The organism is Actinomadura violacea, from assembly GCF_017573465.1.
In the GTDB taxonomy this organism is placed as follows: Bacteria; Actinomycetota; Actinomycetes; order Streptosporangiales; family Streptosporangiaceae; genus Spirillospora; species Spirillospora violacea.
On sequence record NZ_JAGEPF010000066.1, the window covers coordinates 1 to 4,176 of the forward strand.

Sequence of the window (4,176 nt, forward strand, 5' to 3'; positions counted from 1 at the left end):
GGCGGACGGCGACGTCAGGGTGGTCGGGGCCCAGGACCGTCTCGGTGATGGCCAATGCCCGCTCGGATATCGGCAGTGCCTCGGCGGGCCGTCCCAGATCGGCGTAGGTGGCGGCCAGGTTGCCCAGCCGGATGGCGACGGTGGGATGGTCGGGGCCCAGCGCCGTCTCGGTGATGGCCAACGCCCGCTCGAACAGCGGCAGTGCCTCGGCGGGCCGTCCCAGATCGGCGTAGGTGGCGGCCAGGCTGCTCAGCCGGACGGCGACGTCAGGGTGGTCGGGGCCCAGGACCGTCTCGGTGATGGCCAATGCCCGCTCGGACATCGGCAGTGCTTCGGCGGCCCGTCCCAGAGCGATGTGGGTGGTGGCCAGGCTGCTCAGCCGGACGGCGACGTCAGGGTGGTCGGGGCCCAGGACCGTCTCGGTGATGGCCAACGCCCGCTCTTCCAGCGGCAGTGCTTCGGCGGCCCGTCCCAGATCGCGGTGCGTGGTGGCCAGGTTGCCCAGCCGGGTGGCGACGTCAGGGTGGTCGGGGCCCAGCGCCGTCTCGGTGATGGCCAATGCCCGCTCGGACATCGGCAGTGCTTCGGCGGCCCGTCCCAGAGCGATGTGGGTGGTGGCCAGGCTGCTCAGCCGGACGGCGACGTCAGGGTGATCGGGGCCCAGCACTGTCTCGGTGATGGCCAATGCCCGCTCTTCCAGCGGCAGTGCCTCGGCCACCCGCCCCAGATCGGCGTAGGTGGCGGCCAGGCTGCCCAGGCTGATGGCGACGTCAGGGTGATTCGAGCCCAGCGCCGCCTCGGTCATGGCCAATGTCCGCTCGAACAACGGCAGTGCTTCGGCGGCCCGTCCCAGATCGCGGTGAGTGGCGGCCAGGTTGCCTAGCCGGATGGCGACGTCAGGGTGGTCGGGGCCCAGCGCCGTCTCGGTGATGGCCAACGCCCGCTCTTCCAGCGGCAGTGTCTCGCCGGGCCGTCCTAGATCAGCGTAGGTGGCGGCCAGGTTGCCCAGCCGGATGGCGACGTCAGGGTGGTCGGGGCCCAGCGCCGTCTCGGTGATGGCCAACGCCCGCTCCTCCAGCGGCAGTGCTTCGGCCGCCCGTCCCAGATCGCGATGCGTGGCGGCCAGGTTGCCTAGGCTGATGGCGACGTCAGGGTGGTCGGGGCCCAGCGCCGCCTCGCTGATGGTGGCTGCGGTGGTGAGCATGGTATGGGCACGCTGATATTCGCCCTGTGAGCGTACGAAGAGGGCGGTTTGGTTGAGGACGCGGCTGAATTGCTCGGACTGTTGGGCTGGTGAGTGGTGACGGGTGATCGCTTCGGCATGTGGGACCAGGGAACGCCTGAGAGGCCAACCGTCCACATCGGTGGCGGGGTCGCCTGGCGGAATGGCGTTTTGGAGCCAGGTAAGCGCGGTTTGGCAGGCTCCGTCGTCGGTGCGGTCACCGGCTTGGTGCAGTCGGTTCAGAACGGCGGCTTGGGTGAGACGGTGCATCGTCACCGCCTGGTCGGTCCGCTCGACCATGCTGTGGGAGGCCAGCACTCCCAGCGCCTCGTCGGCTTCCTCGGTGGCCTCGTCATCGCCACCGCCCAGCACGCTGCGGGGGATATCGTCCGGGGCGTAGTGGGCGATGACCGCAGCGAGTTCCACTGCGTGGGGGGCGTCCTGGGTGAGGGTTTCCAGGGTGATGTCCCACAGGCGAGCGATGGTCGCCTGTGCCTTGTCTCCGTCGGCGGCCTTGGCGTAGTAGCGGGCCGGGCGGCGTCTCAGCCGTTGCAGGTAGACGGCCGGGGGGATGCCGGTCTGGCGGATATAGGCGGCGGCCTGATCCAGTGCCAGCGGCAGATTCCCCAACTCCTCGGCGATGGCCAGCGCCGCCTCATGGTCCGCTGGGCTGGTGCGGCCGGTGACGGTGGTGATCAGTTCGGCGGACGCGTCCGGGGCCAGCAGGTCCAGGCGCACGGTGCTGGTGTGGCCGGGCCAGCGCACGTCCCGGCGGCTGGTGATCAGAACATGTCCGCCTTCCAGCCGCCCCAGCAATCCGGCGGTGTGGGCGGGGTCGGTGACGTCGTCGAGAACCAGCAGCCAATCCGGATGCGCCCGCAGCCATCCGCACGCCCATGCGGCGGCGTCCTCGGTCGTCGCCGTCCGCGCCGAGTCTGGGACCAGATTGCGTGCTAGCTCGGCAAGTCCCGCGTCGATCTGCTCGGGTGCCTCGGCGGTGACCCACCACACCAGGGTGTAGCGGCTGCGGGCCTGCTGGGCGTAGTGCAACGCCAGCTCGGATTTGCCCACCCCGCCCATCCCGATGACCGCCTGGGACACCACCACCTCAACGGCCGCCGACAACGCCTGCTCCACCTGCCGTAAGGCGGTGTCGCGGCCGACGAACACCGGCGTCGCCGGCCGCGGCAAGCCCACCACCCGCGTTACCGGCCGCACCTCTGCAGGGTCGGGGAAGGGCACCGCCTGAGTCAGGGTGACGTTTGCTTTATCGCCGGTGACGATCGTGCCGTAGTTGGCGCCGATCGCAGGGGACCGGTCGCCGTGAGTCTCCACGTGGGCCGCTGGGGACGAGCTGACGCGCTTCTCCTCGGGGCCCGCCGGGCGGGGCGTCACCCGGTTACCGGGTGAAGGTGTTGTCGTCGCCAGTGGCGATGATGCCGTGATTGGTGCCCGTCGCCGGCGACCGATGACCGAACGTCATCACCTGCACCCCCGCCTGCTGGGCTTGCGCCAGCAGTTCCGCCACCTCTGCCGCCAGGCCCGCATCGGCGGCCAACGCCTTGCGGATCGCTTTGCGCAACGTCGCCTGGTTGTCCTGGTCATCAGGATCGTCGATCACATCGGCCAGTACCTCCGGTATTGCCTCGGCCCCCTCAACCGCATCGTCCCCGGTGCCGGTGGCCTCGTCGTCCTGGGTGCGCGCGCCGAAGATTCGCTGTGCCAGCCGCCGTCCGAACCCGACCGCGGCATCGGCGGTGGCCTCGGTCGCCTGGTCGCGCACGCGCGTCAGCACCGCGGCCCCGTACGCGCCCGCCGCCGCCGTCACATACGGCGTCACCTCAGAGGCCAACTGCACTGCGTCTGCGGACATCCGCCCCTCCCGTCTGCTTGATCACGCCGTGCCGGACAGGAAACTCAGCGTCACAGCGCACGTTAGACGCAGCATCACAAGAACTGGCCGCAAGCGTTCCTCGTCGTCCGGAAACGGCCGCGCCACTCGTCCTAGCGGCGGACCGGACCGCGCGCCGGTGACGGCCGTTCCGGGGTGCTCGTTCTCGCGAACGGCGCGCAATGTGTGACAGACCGTTTCGCGCGAACGAGCACCCCGGCTCGCGGGGGACCTGGGGGGCTGCGAAGCCCCCGCTTCAGGCATCCTCAAGACGGCGTCCAAGGGGCTTAGGATCTGGTTACCGTGCCCACACGCACTGTCTTGATGGCAGGAATCTTGTGAACAGGGGAAGGTGATCTAACAGTGGAATCGAGGTCATCTGTCCCCGAATCAACCTGGACATGCCCTGATTGTGGCGTTGTGGTCGCAGGTCGGTTCTGTCCCCACTGTGGTGCCACCATGGAGATTTCTGCACGGGGCGTTACGATCCAGGTAACAGGAAGCAACCCCGGCGAAGTGGCTGAGGTTGCGAGCAAGCTCGCGAACGACGTCGTGGCGCGACAGGATATACGGGCGCTGCGCACGCCGTGGGTCTCCGGGTCCTTCTACCTGGCTTGCACTGTCACCTTAGGGGCGTTGCTGCTGGTCGCTGGCCACGTGCTACCTATATGGGGTCTTCCGCTAATGATCGCAGGGGCCGTCCTTTTGGTGGCTGTGATCGGCGCCTTGCAACTTCGCCAAGACGACAAGCTCAGCGAACGCGGGTTCCTAGCGCTCATGCGTGACGCTCTGCGTCGGTTGCCGCGGGCTGTCAGAGAGTCTCCCGCTACGGACCCGGATGCAAAGAACTAAACGCTGCCTACATACCTGCCTACCGCTTGGGGCGGACGGCCGACGGCGCGCGAAGCGGACGCCCTTGAAGACGTAGAGATAGTCCTCGTCCGGCCCAGACATCACACCTGTGTCCTGTCCCGGGAGATGCTTGACACCTCTGTCCCATCACATGCTTGACGGGTGCCTGTTCGGCTTGGCTGTCGCGTGTTCGTTTGCGGGCGTCGCGCGT

General features: G+C 68.6%; 2 protein-coding genes. Both read right to left on the bottom strand.

What is annotated here, in order from left to right; translation table 11 throughout:
- On the bottom strand, window positions 1-2,557 hold a 2,557-nt coding region (locus J4709_RS52670; protein ID WP_208253075.1), incomplete at its 3' end, for a tetratricopeptide repeat protein.
- Between the two features lie 64 nt (window positions 2,558-2,621).
- Window positions 2,622-3,095 carry a hypothetical protein gene (locus tag J4709_RS52675; protein WP_208253076.1) on the bottom strand — a complete coding sequence of 158 codons (474 nt, stop codon included), beginning with the start codon at window positions 3,093-3,095 and terminating at the stop codon, window positions 2,622-2,624.
- Between the last annotated feature and the right edge of the window lie 1,081 nt (window positions 3,096-4,176).

Coding starts and splice junctions, on each gene's coding strand:
- J4709_RS52675 (WP_208253076.1), bottom strand. CDS start 3,095: ATGTCCGCAGACGCAGTGCAGTTGGCCTCTGAGGTGACGCCGTATGTG.